This is a genomic window from Roseovarius sp., assembly GCF_027019125.1.
Taxonomy (GTDB): Bacteria; Pseudomonadota; Alphaproteobacteria; order Rhodobacterales; family Rhodobacteraceae; genus Roseovarius.
Genome location: NZ_JALUXE010000002.1, coordinates 249,855 through 265,483, shown reverse-complemented (window position 1 = coordinate 265,483; position 15,629 = coordinate 249,855). Strand labels below are relative to the sequence as shown.

The 15,629-nt window shown below is 62.4% G+C and carries 15 protein-coding genes; 8 read left to right on the top strand and 7 right to left on the bottom strand.

Annotation, left to right across the window (positions count from 1 at the left end):
• Positions 1-31: 31 nt before the first annotated feature.
• Genes MVC20_RS01495 through MVC20_RS01475 form a run of 5 tightly spaced genes read left to right on the top strand, consistent with a single transcriptional unit; the run spans position 32 to position 3,894 of the window.
• The gene (locus MVC20_RS01495; protein WP_297537769.1) at positions 32-901 is read left to right on the top strand and encodes a branched-chain amino acid ABC transporter permease; all 870 of its coding nucleotides are present in this window, start codon (positions 32-34) and stop codon (positions 899-901) included.
• Positions 885-1,871, top strand: a complete 987-nt coding sequence (locus tag MVC20_RS01490) for a branched-chain amino acid ABC transporter permease (protein ID WP_297537767.1) — start codon at positions 885-887, stop codon at positions 1,869-1,871. The genes MVC20_RS01495 and MVC20_RS01490 overlap by 17 nt, the downstream gene beginning before the upstream one ends.
• Positions 1,868-2,635, top strand: coding sequence for an ABC transporter ATP-binding protein (locus tag MVC20_RS01485; RefSeq protein ID WP_297537765.1), 768 nt, complete (start codon positions 1,868-1,870; stop codon positions 2,633-2,635). Before MVC20_RS01490 ends, MVC20_RS01485 begins: the two co-directional genes overlap by 4 nt.
• Complete coding sequence (locus MVC20_RS01480) at positions 2,625-3,332, top strand: ABC transporter ATP-binding protein (RefSeq protein ID WP_297537763.1); 708 nt, start codon at positions 2,625-2,627, stop codon at positions 3,330-3,332. The genes MVC20_RS01485 and MVC20_RS01480 overlap by 11 nt, the downstream gene beginning before the upstream one ends.
• Positions 3,283-3,894: a tetratricopeptide repeat protein gene (locus MVC20_RS01475; RefSeq protein WP_297537762.1), complete on the top strand. Its 612-nt coding sequence runs from the start codon at positions 3,283-3,285 to the stop codon at positions 3,892-3,894. The genes MVC20_RS01480 and MVC20_RS01475 overlap by 50 nt, the downstream gene beginning before the upstream one ends.
• A 57-nt stretch (positions 3,895-3,951) precedes the next feature.
• On the opposite strand, the gene MVC20_RS01470 is transcribed toward MVC20_RS01475, so the two are convergent.
• Positions 3,952-4,806, bottom strand: a complete 855-nt coding sequence (locus tag MVC20_RS01470) for a DMT family transporter (RefSeq protein ID WP_297537760.1) — start codon at positions 4,804-4,806, stop codon at positions 3,952-3,954.
• A gap of 145 nt (positions 4,807-4,951) precedes the next feature.
• Between MVC20_RS01470 and tdm the strand changes: the two genes are divergently transcribed.
• Both tdm and MVC20_RS01460 read left to right on the top strand, forming a co-directional pair.
• Complete coding sequence (gene tdm / locus MVC20_RS01465; RefSeq protein ID WP_297537758.1) at positions 4,952-7,321, top strand: trimethylamine-oxide aldolase Tdm; 2,370 nt, start codon at positions 4,952-4,954, stop codon at positions 7,319-7,321.
• Between the two features lie 45 nt (positions 7,322-7,366).
• Positions 7,367-7,807 carry a cyanoglobin gene (locus MVC20_RS01460; protein ID WP_297537756.1) on the top strand — a complete coding sequence of 147 codons (441 nt, stop codon included), beginning with the start codon at positions 7,367-7,369 and terminating at the stop codon, positions 7,805-7,807.
• Positions 7,808-8,112: 305 nt separating this feature from the next.
• Here MVC20_RS01460 and glnT read toward each other — a convergent pair whose 3' ends face one another.
• The 6 genes from glnT to MVC20_RS01430 all read right to left on the bottom strand — a co-directional run bounded on the left by glnT (position 8,113) and on the right by MVC20_RS01430 (position 14,196).
• Positions 8,113-9,441 carry a type III glutamate--ammonia ligase gene (glnT, locus tag MVC20_RS01455; protein WP_297537754.1) on the bottom strand — a complete coding sequence of 443 codons (1,329 nt, stop codon included), beginning with the start codon at positions 9,439-9,441 and terminating at the stop codon, positions 8,113-8,115.
• 73 nt (positions 9,442-9,514) lie between these two features.
• Positions 9,515-10,858, bottom strand: coding sequence for an FMN-binding glutamate synthase family protein (locus MVC20_RS01450; RefSeq protein WP_297537753.1), 1,344 nt, complete (start codon positions 10,856-10,858; stop codon positions 9,515-9,517).
• 11 nt (positions 10,859-10,869) lie between these two features.
• Positions 10,870-11,547, bottom strand: coding sequence for a protein GlxC (locus MVC20_RS01445; protein ID WP_297537751.1), 678 nt, complete (start codon positions 11,545-11,547; stop codon positions 10,870-10,872).
• Between the two features lies 1 nt (position 11,548).
• Positions 11,549-12,445: a glutamine amidotransferase family protein gene (locus MVC20_RS01440; RefSeq protein WP_297537748.1), complete on the bottom strand. Its 897-nt coding sequence runs from the start codon at positions 12,443-12,445 to the stop codon at positions 11,549-11,551.
• Between the two features lie 150 nt (positions 12,446-12,595).
• Complete coding sequence (locus MVC20_RS01435) at positions 12,596-12,811, bottom strand: hypothetical protein (protein ID WP_037274857.1); 216 nt, start codon at positions 12,809-12,811, stop codon at positions 12,596-12,598.
• Between the two features lie 11 nt (positions 12,812-12,822).
• A complete protein-coding gene (locus MVC20_RS01430) occupies positions 12,823-14,196 on the bottom strand; it encodes an ammonium transporter (RefSeq protein ID WP_297537745.1) in 1,374 nt (457 codons plus the stop codon).
• Positions 14,197-14,442: 246 nt separating this feature from the next.
• On the opposite strand from MVC20_RS01430, the gene MVC20_RS01425 reads away from it, so the two are divergent.
• Entirely contained in the window at positions 14,443-15,588 is a 1,146-nt protein-coding gene (locus tag MVC20_RS01425) for an aminomethyltransferase family protein (protein ID WP_297537743.1), read from the top strand.
• The last annotated feature ends 41 nt before the right edge of the window (positions 15,589-15,629 follow it).

Sequence of the window (15,629 nt, the reverse complement as noted above, 5' to 3'; positions counted from 1 at the left end):
TATCCTGTCTCTCTAAAATTCGAGCATTCCGATGATGGAACTCCTGGCGCAGACCGGCCTGAACGCCGTCTATGCAGCAAGCTATATTTCCCTGGTGGCGGTTGGCCTCGTGCTGATCTTTGGCGTGATGGGCGTGATCAACTTCGCCCATGGCGAATTGTTCATGGCCGGGGCCTATGCGGTGGTCGCCCTCTATGCCGACATGCATCTGCCGTTCTTTGTGGCGGTGCCGATCGGCATGATTTTTGTGGGCGTTTTGGGCCTGGTGATGGAGCGAGGGCTGTTTCGACCGCTCAAGGGCAATCCTTTGGGCGGGCTTGTGGCCTCGATCGGCTTTCTGATGATCCTGCAAGCGCTGGCGGTGATGGGATTTGGCGTGCGCATGGAGCATATTCCGCCCGTCACGCAAGAGGTGTGGCGTATCTCTGACAAGGTGGGTCTGCCGGTGGCGCGCATCTATGTGATCGTTGCGGCGGTCGTCCTGTTGAGCGCGCTGTGGTATTTCCTCAAGCGGACGCGGTTTGGCTGGGCGCTGCGCGCCTCGGCGCAAGACCCTGAGGCGGCGGCATTGCAGGGGATTTCGATCACGCAGACCGCGCGGATCGCCATGTTCATCGGGGCCGCATTGGCGGGTGTGGCGGGGGCGCTGACCGCGCCGCTGGTGTCGGTCAACCCGCATATGGGCCATTCGGTGATTGTCACGGCCTTTATCGTCATCATAGTGGGCGGGGTCGGATCGCTGGAAGGGGCAATCATCGCCTCGGTGGTCTATGCCTTTGTCCACACCTTCGTCACCACGTTCTCGGATGGGGTGTTGGCTGATATCGTGGGGCTGATGCTCATGCTGGTGGTGCTGATCGTCAAGCCTACGGGTCTGTTTGGGAGTGCGGATCGTGCTTAAGCCGGTGATGTTCCTTCTTGGCGCTGCGGCGCTGATCGCGCTGCCACATGGCCTGAGTTTTTCGCAGCAGGAAATTCTCGTCTTTCTCGTGATCAATATCCTGTTGGTCATGTCCTACCGCTTGCTCACGCTGACCGGCGAATGGTCCCTCGGTCATGTGGTGATCATGGGGGTGGGGGCCTATGCCTCGGCTTTGATGACGAAAAACCTCGGCGTGCCGGTGCCGGTCGGGTTGATCCTGGGCGGGGTCACGGCGGCGCTTTTGGCGGTGCTCTTGTCCTTTCCGCTGTTCCGGATGAAGGGGTTTTACTTTCTCATCGGATCCTTTGCGGCCGGTGAGATCATCCGCCTGATCTGGAAGCGGTTCCGCGAGCCCTTTGGCGGCGTCCGGGGGATTTCGGGGATTGATCCGATGCCGGATTTTTCCATCGGTTTTTACAGTTTCGATTTCTTCGAGCCGGTCTCTTATTACTATTTCGCCGGTGCCATCGTCGCCTTTTGTCTCTGGGTGTTGTGGCGGATCGAGAAATCTCCGGTGGGCCTGACCTTTCACGCGGTGCATTGGCAGGACAAGCTGGCGCAGGCCTCGGGGGTCAATCTGCGGGCCTATCGGACGCTGGCCTTTGCCATCGCCTCGGGTTTTGCCGGGATCGCGGGGGCGTTGCAGGCGCATTACGTGGGCACGGTGAACCCCAATTCCTTTGACATCGAGGTGATGGTGTTCGTGCTGACATGGGCCATCGTGGGGGGCACGACGACGTTTTACGGGCCAATTCTGGGCTGTGTTCTCTTGACGGTGCTCAATGAGATCGTGCTGCGCGGGATGGGCTTCGAGCAGGCGCGGCCATTGTTCTACGGGGCCATCATGATCCTGTCTATTCTCTTTCTTCCCAATGGGTTGGAGAGCATTGTTCAGAAGTTTATCGCGCGCAAACCCACGGCGAAATCCGACAGAAAGGCCGAAGCATGACCGATTTTCTCGAAATGCGGAACCTGACCATGCGCTTTGGCGGGTTGATGGCGGTGGATGGTCTGTCCTTCAAGGTGGCGCATGGCAGTATCCACGGGTTGATCGGGCCGAATGGCGCGGGCAAGACCACGACGTTCAACATGATCTCGGGGTTCTACAAGCCGACCTCCGGACAAATCCTGCTCCGGGGCGAGGATATATCCGGCCTCGCCATGCATGAGGTGGCGCGGCGCGGCGTGGTGCGGACATTCCAGCACTCGACACTCTTTGCCGAGTTGACGGTGTTGGAAAACGCGCTGGTGGGCACGCATATGCCGTTCCGCCCCAATATCTTTGCCGCGATCGTCGGCTGGGACCGGGAGGACCGGCGCGGCGCCGAGGCGCGGGCGCGCGAGGCGCTGGAATTCTTCGGGCTGGATGATCTGGTGGACGAGCGCGCCGGGGATCTGTCGCACGGGCACCAACGCGCGCTCGGGCTGGCGGTGGCCTATGCCAGCCATCCCGATGTGATGCTGCTCGACGAGCCGTTTACCGGCATGAACCCCGAGGAAACCCGGCAGATGATGGAGCTGATGCGCCGCCTCAAGGCGGATGGGATCACCATCCTGCTGGTCGAGCATGACATGCAGGCGATCATGGGTCTTTGCGACAGCATCACCTGCATGAGTTTTGGCAAGTTCCTGGCCGAAGGGGGACCGGCGGAGATCCGGCACCACCCGGCGGTGATCGAGGCCTATCTGGGAGGCGCGCGCCATGTTGCTTGAGATGCGCAAGATTGCCGTGAACTATGGCAAGATCAACGCGATCCGCGACATTTCCATTGCCGTGCCCGAGGGCAAGATCGTCACGATCATCGGTGGCAATGGCGCGGGCAAGACCACGACGCTGCGCGCGATGTCGGGAATGATTCCGATTTCGGCGGGGGAAATCCTGTTCGAGGGCCAGCGGATTGATCATCTGCCCGCGCATAAGGTGGTGGCGCATGGCATCGCGCATGTGCCCGAGGGGCGGCGCATCTTCAAGGACATGACGGTCGAGGAGAATCTGCGCACCGGCGCGTTCCTGCGCCGCGACAAGCCCGAGGTCGAGCGCGACCTGGAAAAGGTTTATGACCGTTTCCCGCGCCTGCGTGAACGGCGCGTGCAACGGGCGCAGACCATGTCGGGCGGCGAGCAACAGATGCTGGCGATTGGCCGCGCGCTCATGTCCAAGCCGCGCCTTTTGCTGATGGACGAGCCGTCGATGGGGCTGGCCCCTGTGATCGTCGAGGAAATCGCGCGGATCATCGAGGAGATCAACGCGCAGGGGCTGTCGGTCGTGCTGGTGGAGCAGAATGCCGAACTGGCCCTTGAACTGGCGCATCATGCCTATGTCCTGGAAACCGGAAACACCGCAATGGAGGGCCCTGCCCATGAGCTACGTGGAAATGAACATGTTCGCGCCGCGTATCTGGGGCTTTGAGCGCGGCGATACCGAAATGCGGGTGGCGCGCGAGGCCGGGTGGTCGCGGGCCGATCTGGTTTGGGAGCGTCTGACCGAGGCGGGCTGTGCGGCCTATACGGCGGGCGACCGGGCGGGGGCCGCGCGGGCGCTGCGGCGCGCGGGATGGGTGGCGCGGCTGTTCTTCCGCGCGCAGGATATGCGGCGGGCCACCAGCCTTGCCAATCTTGCGGTTCTGGCGCGCGACGCCGGGCAGGGCGCGCGGGCGGAGGCCTTGCAAAAGCAGGCGCTGAACCTCTGGCGGCGCGCCCCCGAGATGGTGGGCGGGATCGTGTTCAAGCCGCGCAGCCGCTCATCGCTGTTTCATCTGCGGATGGAGGCGCTGCACCGCGACACGTTCCACGACAACATGCGCAAGCGCTATCGGGCCATTGCCGCCGAGAGCGATCAGGCGCTGCGGCGATTGCTGGTGGGCGCGCGGCCTGAACGACCGATCTGTGCGCGGTGGCGAGGCGAAAAGCCGCCCGTGTTTGATGACGGGCGCAAGTTTCTGGCCGCAGCGCTCTTGATTGCCGAGGGCTGAGATTTTTCGAGCATTTGAAGAACGATGAAAGGCGGGTCCGATGGGGCGCGACGCGCCCTAGTGCCCGCCGCCCAGGATGCCGATGGCGGTAAAGACGCCCAGCACCGCCAGCCATTGCGTGCCGCGCAGGCGTTCGCGCAGGAAGATGGCGGCAAAGAGCACGGTGATCACGCCAAAGGTCGAGGCGCCGATGGCGGCGAATTCGGGGCGCGCGGTCTGGCCGGCGCCGATCACGCAGCCGATGGCCAGCGCGTCGAGCGTGCCCATCAACAGGAGGAGCGGCACATGACGGCGGCTGAGCGCAAGGGGCGCACCCAGGGCCAGTGCAAAGCCCAGCACCACCACAAGAGCCGCGGCACGGGTGGGGGCCAGAAGCAGCAGTTCGCCGCCCGTCGCCGTGGCCTGATGCCCGATGGCGAAGGTGAGCGCAAAGCCCGCAGCGGCGAGCAGCGACCAGCCGATGGCGGGCAGGGGGCTGGCCGGGGCCTCGGCGGTGTCATGGCCTGCATCGCTCTGGGCGATATAGGCCACGCCGCAGATGATGAGACCGACCATGATCCATTCGAGCGGCGTGGTGGGCGCGCCATTGAGGCTGGCCCAGCCGACCGAGAGAATCGGATAGGCCCCGATCACCGGAGCCACGAGCCGCACCGGGCCGATGGAAAAGGCGCGGTAGAGCGCCGTGCCACCGATGCCGAAGAAAACGCCGGCGAGCAGGGCGAGGCCGATGTCGCCGCCTTGGGGCGTTTGAATGCCCGCATAGGCGCTGATCGGGGTCACGATCATGAGGCCAAAGGCCAGAACCCACACCAAAGGCGCAAAAATCCCGTTGTTCTGGCTGACATAGCGCACGCAGACGTCATGGGTGCCCCAGGCGAGTGCCGCGACAAGGCCAAGGATGAGAGCGGTCATGCGGGGTTTTCTCCAGTGGTCATCGCTGAGAATTCCGGGGTTGGTTCGGGTTTGATGTTGCTGGCGCGGCAGGGTTGCGATATTCTTATTGTTAAATAAATATTCCGCTTATGCAAATATCTTGCAGGGAAAGAGGAGGTCCGCAGTGTTGGAAATGCGCTATCCCGAGGTCAAGGCCGGGCCGCCCCGGCCCAGTGTGATTGTTCAGCCGCGTGTCTTCTCTCTGCCGCCTGGAACCGAACGCTATGTGGTCGAAGGCGCGGGTGCAATCCTCATTCGCGTCGAGGCGGGAGATCGCTTGCGGGTGGTGAATACCGAAGGCGGGCAGCGCTGCGAGATCGTGACGACGCGGCCGGATGGGGCGATTGATCCGGGCATTCTGGGTGAAGCGGGCACGGGCGAGGCGGCAGGGCTCAAGGCGCTCTTGGCGGGGTCTGAGACCTCGTTGCGCGGATTGCGCATGGGGCTGGAGGCGCGGGGGATCGATCTGGCGCGGGCGCGGTCGGTGGATGTTTTCGATTCGGGCAGCCCGGCGGGGGACGAGGCGGAGTTCATGGTGCAGCGCGACGGGGTGGCGGTGATCGCCGCGCCTGGGGGCATCATGGATTTCACGGCGCAGGATACCGCGACGCCGCTGACCGTCTGGGTCACGCGTGCCACGCTCAAATCCGCTGCGCGGTTCGAATTGCCCGATCCGCTGGCCGATCCGGTGACGGATTTGCGCGTCCATTCGGCGACGGCCGAGTCCTATTTCGTCAAGGCGGGGGATTATATCCAGATCCTCGACGTGGACGGGCGGCAATGCACGGATTTCCAGTGTTTCGCCGCGCGCAAGCTGGACAAGGGGATCGAGCATGCGCTGGATGTGACCACGACGCGCACGCTGATGGGCCATGCCTATCCGATGCCCGGTCTGCATGCGAAATACTACGATCAGGACATGCTGCCGCTGGTCGAGGTGGTGCAGGATACGGTCGGGCGGCACGATGCCTTTGCGTTGGCCTGTGCCGCGAAATATTACGACGACATCGGCTATCCGGGGCATGTGAACTGTTCCGACAATTTCAACGCCGCCCTTGCCCCGCATGGGGTGACGGCGCGGGCGGGCTGGATGGCGATCAATTTCTTCTTCAACACCGGCCTTGATGCGCATGGGGTGATGTATGCCGACGAGCCCTGGACGCGGCCGGGCGACTATGTGCTGCTGCGCGCCTTGACGGATCTGGTCTGTGTGAGTTCGGCCTGCCCGGATGACACCTCTGCCGCCAATGGCTGGAACCCCACGGATATTCACGTGCGCACCTATAGCGGCAAGGAAACCTTTCAAAGATCGGTGGCCTATCGGCCCACCCCCGACGCGGAGCCAAAGATGACCAAACAGACAGGATTTCACCCGTGTTTCGCGCGGTTTACCGAGAATTTCATCGAGTATAACGGATTCTGGCTGGCCAGCGCCATGTCGAGCGCGGGGCCGATTGCGGAGTATCACGCCTGCCGTCAGAAATCCGTGGTGCTGGACCTGAGTGCGTTGCGCAAGTTCGAGATCACCGGGCCGGATAGCGAGGCGCTCTGCCAATATGTCTTTACCCGCGACATCAAGAAACTGCCGGTGGGCGGCGTGGTCTATACCGCGATGTGCTATCCGCATGGCGGCATGATCGACGACGGCACGGTGTTCCGCCTGGGGCAGGACAATTTCCGCTGGATCGGCGGCAGTGATTACGGCGGCGAATGGCTGCGCGAGAAGGCGCAGGAGCTGGGGCTGAAAGTGCTGGTGCGGTCCTCGACGGACATGCAGCACAATATCGCCGTGCAGGGACCGGAGAGCCGCGATCTTCTGAAAAAGGTGATCTGGACCGCGCCGCATCAGCCCAAGTTTGAAGAGCTGGGATGGTTCCGATTTGCGCCCGCGCGCATCGGCGATCACGACGGGATTCCGGTGGTGGTCTCGCGCACCGGCTATACCGGCGAGTTGGGCTATGAGATTTTCTGTCACCCCAAGCACGCGGTCGAAGTCTTTGATGCGGTCTGGGAAGCGGGCAAGGATCATGGGCTGACGCCCATGGGGCTGGAAGCGCTCGACATGGTGCGGATCGAGGCGGGGCTGATCTTTGCGGGCTATGATTTCAGCGATCAGACCGATCCGTTCGAGGCGGGGATCGGGTTTACCGTGCCCTTGAAGTCGAAGCCGGATGATTTCATCGGGCGTGAGGCGCTCATCCGGCGCAAGGAGCATCCGGCGCGGGTGTTGGTGGGCCTCGACATCGACAGCAACGTGGCCGTTGGCCATGGCGACTGTGTCCATATCGGGCGCGCGCAGATCGGTGAGGTGACATCCTCGATGCGCTCGCCGCTCCTGGGCAAGAATATCGCGCTGGCACGGGTTGATGTGGCGCATCATGCGGTGGGAACCGCCGTTGAGATCGGCAAGCTCGACGGGCAGCAAAAGCGCCTGCCCGCGACCATCGTGCCCTTTGCCCATTACGATCCGCAAAAGACGCGCCCGCGTTCTTGACTTGCGTCAAGGCGCGGGGCTCGTCCGGCTGAAAGACTGGCGGGTATGAGCACGGCACTCGAAGATATGGGCGGCGAAGAACGGCTGCGGGACCTGGTTCGGACGTTCTACGACCGGATGGAAGGGGACCCTGCCGTCTATCCGCTGCACCGGCTGCATTTTCGCGGTCATGGGCTGGAGCATACGCGCCAGACGCAGTTTGAATTCCTGTCCGGGTTTCTGGGCGGGCGCGCCTATTATCGCGAGCGGTTCGGGCATATGGACCTGCGCGAGATCCATGCGCATGTGCCCATCCGCCAGGCGGATGTGACCATGTGGCTCGAGACATTCGACGCGGCCCTGCGCGCCGAAGGGATGGAGGGGCCGGTGGTGGATCGGTTTCGCGCGGTGTTGAACCGGGCGGCGCATATGCTGATCAACGAGGTGCCGGATTGGCGCGTCGAGGCGGACCGGACGGGGCAGGGGTGCCCGGTGTCGGACGGGTGAGAGCCGACGTTGGGTATATCCCCGCGCGGAACAGGGCGCGGCACGCGCCGCCGCGCGGATCGCTGGGCCGTCCCGCGGCCTAGCGATTTGGAGAGGGATCGCTATTCTGTCGGGTCACACGGGCTTGGCAGGCATAAACTGCCAGACAGTGCCGTTGCTTCGCTAGTCCCCGGCCCAGCGTTCCGCGCGGCTCATGCCTCGGGTTCAACGATCCGACAGAACCCAGCGATAACCGCACCCTTGCCTGTCTGAAAAAAAGCCCGCGCAATTTCTCGCGCGGGCCTGTTGTTTGGTGCGTTGCACTCTCAGATGTCGAGCGTGTTGTCGCGTTCCCATTTGGTGAAATGGCTGACAAAGGAATTCCATTCCTGCCGTTTCAGCTTGAGATAGGCGGCCGAGAAATCTTCGCCCATCGTCGCCTTGAGTTCCTTGTCCTTGTCGTACTCGCGCAGCGCGTCGAGCATGTTGAGCGGCAGCTTGGGCGCGCCGCGCACCTTGTGGCCCTCGGCATACATGTCGATGTCGTGGCGCTTGCCCGGATCGGCCTTAGAGCGGATGCCCGAGAGACCCGCCGCGATGATCACGGCCTGCAGGAGATAGGGGTTGACCGCGCCATCGGGCAGGCGCAGCTCGAACCGGCCGGGGCCGGGGACGCGCACCATGTGGGTGCGGTTGTTGCCGGTCCATGTCACCGAGTTGGGCGCCCATGTGGCACCCGAGATGGTGCGGGGCGCGTTGATGCGCTTGTAGCTGTTGACGGTCGGGTTGGTGATGGCCGCAAGCGCGCTTGCGTGCTTCATGATGCCGCCGAGGAAGTGCTTGCCGCGCTCCGACAGGCCCACTTCGCCGGTCTGGCCTTCGCCCTTGCCGGCAAAGACGTTGGTCTTGGCCTTGGCGCCGGGGCCATCCCAGACCGAAATATGCGCGTGACACCCGTTGCCGGTCAGGCCTTCGATCGGTTTGGGCATGAAAGTGGCGCGGAAGCCATGCTTTTCCGCGACCGATTTGGTCATGAACTTGAAGAAGGAATGCTTGTCAGCGGTGACCAGCGCGTCGTCGTATTTCCAGTTCATCTCGAACTGGCCATTCGCGTCCTCGTGGTCGTTCTGATAGGGTTCCCAGCCCAGTTCGAGCATGTAGTCGCAAATCTCGCGCACCACGTCATAGCGGCGCATCACGGCCTGCTGGTCATAGCAGGGCTTGCCGCTGGTGTCATGAGGATCGCTGATCTTGTCGCCCTCGGGGGTCAGCAGGAAGAACTCGGCCTCGATGCCGGTCTTGACATGCAACCCTTCGGCGGCGGCCTCGCCGATGAGGCGGCGCAGCACGTTGCGCGGGGCCTGGGCCAGATCCTGGCCATCCATCACGCAATTGGCCGCGACCCAGGCGACATCGCGCTGCCAGGGCAGCTGGATCACCGATGCGGGATCCGGCACGGCCAGCATGTCGGGATGCGCGGGCGTCAGATCAAGCCAGGTGGCAAAGCCCGCGAAACCGGCGCCGTCCTCTTGCATGTCGGCAATCGCCTCTGCCGGCACCAGCTTGGCGCGCTGTCCACCGAACAGGTCGGTGTATGAAATCATGAAATATTTTACGCCCTTGTCCTTGGCAAATTTCGCCAGATCACTGGTCATTTTCTCGGTCCCTGTTGTCATGTGTTTTCGGAAAGTGGTGGGCGTGGCCGAAAAGGCCACGCCGGATCGGGGATCAGAAGCCGGTGCCGGGTTTGCCGGGCCACCAATCGGTTCCGGCAAGCGGAACCTTGGCCATGGCGGCGGCCTCCATCGTCACGGCGCAGAGATCCTCTGGTTCGAGATTGTGCAGGTGGCTCTTGCCGCAGGCGCGCGCGATGGTCTGCGCTTCGAGCGTCATCACCTTGAGGTAGTTGTTGAGGCGACGCCCCCCTTCGATGGGGTCAAACCGCTTCATCAGCTCGGGGTCCTGGGTGGTGATGCCCGCGGGGTCCTTGCCCTCGTGCCAGTCGTCATAGGCGCCCGCGGTGGTGCCAAGCTTGTTATACTCGGATTCCCACTTGGGGTCATTGTCGCCAAGGGCGATCAGGGCTGCCGTGCCGATGGCCACCGCATCCGCGCCAAGCGCCATGCATTTGGCCACGTCCGCGCCGGTGCGGATGCCGCCCGAGACAATGAGTTGCACTTCGCGGTGCATGCCCAGATCCTGAAGCGCGCGCACTGCTTCGCGGATACAGGCGAGGATGGGCTGGCCCACGTGTTCGATGAACACGTCCTGTGTCGCAGCCGTGCCACCCTGCATCCCGTCGAGCACGACCACATCGGCCCCGGCCTTGACCGCCAGCGTGGTGTCGAAATAGGGGCGTGCGCCGCCAACCTTGATATAGATCGGAACCCGCCAGCCGGTGATTTCGCGCAGCTCCAGCAGTTTGATTTCCAGATCGTCGGGGCCGGTCCAGTCGGGGTGACGGCAGGCCGAACGCTGGTCAATCCCCTTGGGCAGGTTGCGCATCTGCGCCACGCGGTCCGAGATCTTCTGACCCAGAAGCATACCGCCGCCGCCGGGCTTGGCGCCCTGACCGACCACCACCTCGATGGCGTCAGCGCGGCGCAGGTCATCGGGGTTCATGCCATAGCGCGAGGGCAGATATTGATAGACCAGTTTCTTGGAATGGCCGCGTTCCTCTGGGGTCATGCCGCCGTCGCCGGTCGTGGTCGAGGTGCCCGCCAGCGTGGCACCGCGCCCCAGCGCCTCTTTGGCGGGGCCGGAGAGCGCGCCAAAGCTCATGCCCGCGATGGTGATCGGAATGTCGAGCTGGATCGGGTTCTTGGCAAACCGGGTGCCCAGCGTCACCGAGGTGTCGCAGCGCTCGCGATAGCCTTCGAGCGGGTAGCGCGAGATCGACGCGCCAAGAAACAGCAGGTCGTCGAAATGCGGCACCTTGCGTTTGGCCCCGCCACCGCGAATGTCATAGATGCCGGTGGCCGCCGCGCGGCGGATTTCCGCGTTGATCGACTGCGAAAAGGTTGCCGACTGGATCGGCATGGTGCGCGGAGCGCCGTGGGTCTCGTCTTTCATGGTCTGAGCCCTCAGTATGCGTTGTCAGGTTTGAAGTTATAAAGCTGGCGCGCCGAGCCATAGCGGCGGAACTCTTCGGGTTTGGCGTCACAGCCGCCACGTTCGAGCAACTCGGCAAGGAGTTCCAGATGTTCGGGGCGCATTTCCTTTTCGATGCAATCGGCCCCGAGGGATTTCACGCTGCCGCGCACGAAGAGCCGCGCCTCGTAGAGGCTGTCGCCCAGAGCGTCCCCGGCGTTGCCGCAGACCACGAGATTGCCTGATTGCGCCATGAAGGCGGACATATGGCCGATGTTGCCATGCACGATGATGTCGATACCCTTCATCGAGATGCCGCAGCGCGACGAGGCATTGCCCTTGATGATGAGCGTGCCGCCATTGCCGGTTGCCCCGGCGTATTGGCTGGCGTCGCCTTCGACGATCACGGTGCCGCTCATCATGTTCTCGGCGACGCCGGGGCCGGCGGAGCCGTGCACATGCACGGTGGCCTGTTTGTTCATGCCGGCGCAGTAATAGCCGGTCGAGCCCATGACATGCACTTCGATGGGAGCGTCGAGCCCGACGGCGATGGCATGGCTGCCGCGCGGGTTGATGATGTCCCAACCGGTCTGGTTGGTTTCCTTAGCCTGTGCCTGAAGGGTGGCATTGAGGCTGCGCAGCCCTTCGGCGGCGAGGTCAAATGTCTGCATATCAGTGCTTCCAGAAATAGACGGTTGCGGGCTCGGGTTCCCAAACGCGGGCCTGTTCGATGCCCGGCAGGTTGACGAGGGCGCGGTATTCGCTGCCGAAGGCAACGTATTGATCGGTTTCGGCCATGACGGCGGGTTTGCAGGCGATGGGATCGCGCACCACGCCAAAGCCGTCCTCGGTGCCGACCACGAAGGTGAAGAACCCGTCGAGATCGACCAGCGAGCTTTCGAGTGCCTCGCCCAGGGTGGCGCCTTCGCGCATTTTCCAGGTGAGGTAGGCGGCGGCCACTTCGGTATCGTTCTGGGTTTCGATGCGCACGCCTTCACGCAGCAGCTTGCGGCGCAAGGAGTTGTGGTTGGAGAGCGAGCCATTGTGCACGAGGCACTGGTCGGAACCCGTGTTGAACGGATGCGCGCCCATGGTGGTCACGGCCGATTCGGTGGCCATGCGGGTATGGCCGATGCCATGGGTGCCGCTCATCTTGGAAATCTCGAACCGGGCGGCCACGTCCTTGGGCAGGCCCACTTCCTTGTAAATCTCGATGCTCTCGCCTGCGGACATGACGCGAACGCCGGGGGCGATTCGCTCGAGCGTGGCGCGGGTCTCGGAGGCCTTGTCGGCGGGGAAATCCAGCACCGCATGGGTATCCTTGCGGGTGAGGGTGACGGGTGCGCCCAGTTCGGACGAGAGGCGCTCGGCCAGACCGTCGAAGTCCTGGGCGGCGTTATCTGACTGGATGGTCAGTTTGGCATGGCCCGCCTGTGGTGCGCCGTAAACGGCGATCCCGGCACTGTCGGGGCCACGGTCGGTCATCGTGATCAGCATATCGGTCAGCAAGCTGCCAAGCTGGGGTTCAAGTGCTTTGTCTTTCAGGAAAAGTCCGACAATCCCGCACATTCGCGTTTGCTCCACTTTGGTGATTCTGCCCCGGGGGGCTCCCTGAGTCCGAGTCTAGCATCGGACTGAAGGTGCTGCAACTCAAATGAATAAAAGTTTCCTGTGGGTAATTTGCGCGGACCGGTGTGGCCCGCGCAAATCACGGCAGGATCAGTAGCGTTCGAGATGCTTGCGCACCTTTTCGGGATCGCCCATCCGGCGCGCTTGTTCCAGATGCTCGCCCTCGCGGACGAACTGGATTCGGTGCCACGCGAGCCAGAAGATCACACCGACCACGGTCATGGCCATTTCCCAGCCTTGGAAGGGATAGACGGCGCCGACTTCGGCCAGATCAACGGCCCAGGATTCGTATCCGATTGTAGACATGTGCCTTTTCCTTATTCTGCTGGGGTTGCTTTGGCTGCGAGATAGGCCTTGTCGGCCTCGATGACCTGAACGATGGCATCCTCGTAGGCATGGTGTTCTGCGTAATCGAGACCCTGCAATTCCACCTCGACCGGGATGCGCAGCACGCCGGCGGCGGCCTGCATCTTGGACACGATGAAGGCGGGCAGGAAGCCCAGGACGAAGAACATGATCACCGCACCAAGGGTCTGACCCAGCGGGTTGATCGTGGCATAGCCCTCGAAGGGTGAGGAGGGCGCGCCCCAGAGCATGAAGCCCGCGATGATGAGGCCGACGACGCCGGAATAGCCATGCACCGCAACTGCGCCCACGGCATCATCCAGTTTGAACCGGCGTTCGACCCAGTAGTGGAGCTTGTAGACGATCACGACACCGACCGCGCCGACCAGCATGGCCTGAATCGGGTGGTAGAGGTCATTGCCCGCGGACGCGGTGATCACCCCGGCAAGACCGCCCGAGAAGGTCCAGAAGGCATCGCCCTTGGACACGACATAGGCCGCCATGAGACCGCCCGAGAGCGACATCAGGAAGTTGAAGGTGATGGCCGACAGCGAGGTGGGCGCGAGATAGATGTTTGTGGCCGTCCAGGTGGTGCCGGTGATCTGGCCGCCGATAACCTCGGGCGCGATGAGCGGCACGTTGCAGGCGGCATAAAAGCCCCAGAAGCCGGTATAGATCAGGAAAATCCCGATGGTGAGCATCCAGGGGTTATGCGGCGGGATGTCCCGCGGTGTGCCATCGGCGGCGAATTTGCCGATCCGCGGCCCCAGAACCATGATCACGCCGAGCGCATAGCCACCTGCGATGGCGTGGATCACGCCAGAGGCATAGGCATCGTGATAGCCCAGGAACTTGACCATCCAGCCGTCATAGTGCCAGCCCCAGGCGGCGTCGATGATCCACCAGACCGATCCGATCAGCACCGCATGAACCCAGAGGGCGGAGGAGCGAATCCGCTCGATCACGGAGCCGGAAACGATCGAGGCTGCCGTCCACGAGAAGAGCAGGAAGGCCGCCCAGAACACGCCGGTGATCCGGTCGCCAAGATTGGTACCCATGGTCTCTGACCAAGGCAGGTTGGCATCGCCCAATTCGTGATTGAGCCCGCCAAAGAAGGGGAACATCGGGAAGGCCCAATAGATCCACCAACCGAAGAAGAAGAAGGTCACGGTGACAAGGGGAATCACCATCACGTTTTTCATCAGCGTGTGCATGTGGTTGCGGCGGCGGCTCGCGCCCACCTCATACATGCAAAAGCCGACATGGATCAGAAACATAAAGACGACCGTCACCCAATAGTAGAATTCGGTGAAGATGGTCGTCAACGCATCAAGGTTGCCGTTCATCGCACTCTCCCTGTTGTGCAGTGTTGTTTTAATGGTGGTGAAAACTTTTTCTTCTTAGGGGGGCAAAAAATTTTCTGTCTGTCAAGAAATTTGTATCCAAACGGTGTTCAATTCCGGATCTGCCCGGAATTCGGGCGGAAAGAAGGGCGATATTCCCCTTAGGAAAAAAATCTGCATGAAAGTATTGATTTTTGCCACGAACTGCGTCTGAATATCGTCAAACATAACACCGACAGGGAGGCTTACATGGCCATTATCTACAGAACTTCTGCCCTTGCACCGCGGCATGCCGAAATCGGCGGTGAGCTGACCGATTGGAATGGCATGGGCACGGCATGGTTTTATGACCATACCGACGAACGCGCCGAGGCGGATTATCTGGCGGTCCGCACCAAGGCGGGCCTGATGGATGTATCCGGCCTCAAGAAAATTCACATTGTGGGCCCGCATGCCGCCGCCGTGATCGACCGCGCAACCACGCGCAACGTGGACAAGATCATGCCGGGCCGCGCCGTCTATGCCTGCATGTTGAATGACGCGGGCAAGTTCATCGACGATTGCGTGATCTACCGCCTCTCGGTCAATCACTGGATGGTGGTGCATGGCACCGGCACTGGCCACGAATCGCTGGCGATGGCCGCCTATGGCAAGAACGTCGCGATGATCTTTGATGACGATCTGCACGATATGTCGCTGCAAGGGCCGGTGGCCGTGGATTTCCTCGAAAAGCATGTGCCGGGGATTCGTAATCTGGCCTATTTCGGCATCCTGCAAACCAAGCTCTTTGATTTGCCGGTGATGATCTCGCGCACCGGATATACCGGCGAGCGCGGCTACGAGATTTTCTGTCAGGGTCGCCACGCGATCCAGATCTGGGATCGCATCCTGGAGGACGGCAAGGACATGGGCATCGTGCCGGTGCAGTTCTCGACGCTCGATCTCTTGCGCACCGAAAGCTACCTGCTGTTCTATCCGGGCGACAATTCCGAAACCTTCCCGTTCAAGGACGATTTGTGCGGCGATACGCTCTGGGAACTGGGTCTCGATTTCACCGTCTCGCCGGGCAAGACCGGGTTCCGTGGCTCGGAAAACCACTATGCGCTCAAGGGCAAGGAACGGTTCAAGATCTACGGCGTGCGGCTTGAGGGCAAGCGCGCGGCCGACATGGGCGCGCCGCTGCTCAAGGATGGCGAGGTTGTGGGCGTCGTGACCTTCGGTCTCAATTCCAACCTCAACGGCTATAACGTGGGGATCGCGCGGATGCCCGTGGACTGCGCCGTTCCGGGCACCAAGATGAGCGTGCGCTACGCCGATGGCACCGAGGTTGGCTGCGTGGCCGAAGAGATGCCATTCTATGACAAGGACAAGCTGATCCGGGCGGCCAAGGGATAACCCTTGGCCTTCGGGCCTTTGGCTCTAACGACGCGAAAGGG

Excerpts from the sequence above, each read along its gene's own strand:
- MVC20_RS01445 (WP_297537751.1), bottom strand. The coding sequence starts at position 11,547 with ATGCAGACATTTGACCTCGCCGCCGAAGGGCTGCGCAGCCTCAATGCC.
- MVC20_RS01440 (WP_297537748.1), bottom strand. The coding sequence starts at position 12,445 with ATGTGCGGGATTGTCGGACTTTTCCTGAAAGACAAAGCACTTGAACCC.
- MVC20_RS01460 (WP_297537756.1), top strand. The coding sequence starts at position 7,367 with ATGAGCACGGCACTCGAAGATATGGGCGGCGAAGAACGGCTGCGGGAC.
- MVC20_RS01450 (WP_297537753.1), bottom strand. The coding sequence starts at position 10,858 with ATGAAAGACGAGACCCACGGCGCTCCGCGCACCATGCCGATCCAGTCG.
- MVC20_RS01495 (WP_297537769.1), top strand. The coding sequence starts at position 32 with ATGATGGAACTCCTGGCGCAGACCGGCCTGAACGCCGTCTATGCAGCA.
- MVC20_RS01430 (WP_297537745.1), bottom strand. The coding sequence starts at position 14,196 with ATGAACGGCAACCTTGATGCGTTGACGACCATCTTCACCGAATTCTAC.
- glnT (WP_297537754.1), bottom strand. The coding sequence starts at position 9,441 with ATGACCAGTGATCTGGCGAAATTTGCCAAGGACAAGGGCGTAAAATAT.
- MVC20_RS01470 (WP_297537760.1), bottom strand. The coding sequence starts at position 4,806 with ATGACCGCTCTCATCCTTGGCCTTGTCGCGGCACTCGCCTGGGGCACC.
- MVC20_RS01425 (WP_297537743.1), top strand. The coding sequence starts at position 14,443 with ATGGCCATTATCTACAGAACTTCTGCCCTTGCACCGCGGCATGCCGAA.
- MVC20_RS01480 (WP_297537763.1), top strand. The coding sequence starts at position 2,625 with ATGTTGCTTGAGATGCGCAAGATTGCCGTGAACTATGGCAAGATCAAC.
- MVC20_RS01485 (WP_297537765.1), top strand. The coding sequence starts at position 1,868 with ATGACCGATTTTCTCGAAATGCGGAACCTGACCATGCGCTTTGGCGGG.
- MVC20_RS01435 (WP_037274857.1), bottom strand. The coding sequence starts at position 12,811 with ATGTCTACAATCGGATACGAATCCTGGGCCGTTGATCTGGCCGAAGTC.
- MVC20_RS01475 (WP_297537762.1), top strand. The coding sequence starts at position 3,283 with ATGAGCTACGTGGAAATGAACATGTTCGCGCCGCGTATCTGGGGCTTT.